Origin of the sequence: Cellulomonas sp. GbtcB1 (genome assembly GCF_019091725.1) — a bacterium.
In the GTDB taxonomy this organism is placed as follows: domain Bacteria; phylum Actinomycetota; class Actinomycetes; order Actinomycetales; family Cellulomonadaceae; genus Cellulomonas.
Window position 1 is genome coordinate 1 of record NZ_JAGXJG010000754.1, and the last position, 228, is coordinate 228.

Sequence of the window (228 nt, forward strand, 5' to 3'; positions counted from 1 at the left end):
CGTACACACGACGGGCCGTCCGGCTGAGGGAAGCTGACGCTGCTGCGCATGATCGTCGGCCTCGAGGACATCACCTCCGGCGAGCTGAGGATCGGCGACGAGGTCGGCAACGACAAGGCCCCGCGCGACCGGCACCTGGCGATGGTGTTCCAGGACTACGCGCTGTACCCGCACCTCACCGTGTACGAGAACATCGCCTTCCCGCTGCGGCTCCAGAAGGGCAAGTAC

The 228-nt window shown here is 66.7% G+C and carries 1 pseudogene; it reads left to right on the forward strand.

Features of this window, described 5'->3' with window-relative positions:
* Positions 1–228: pseudogene (locus KVT14_RS22080) on the forward strand (ATP-binding cassette domain-containing protein); the annotation flags it as partial.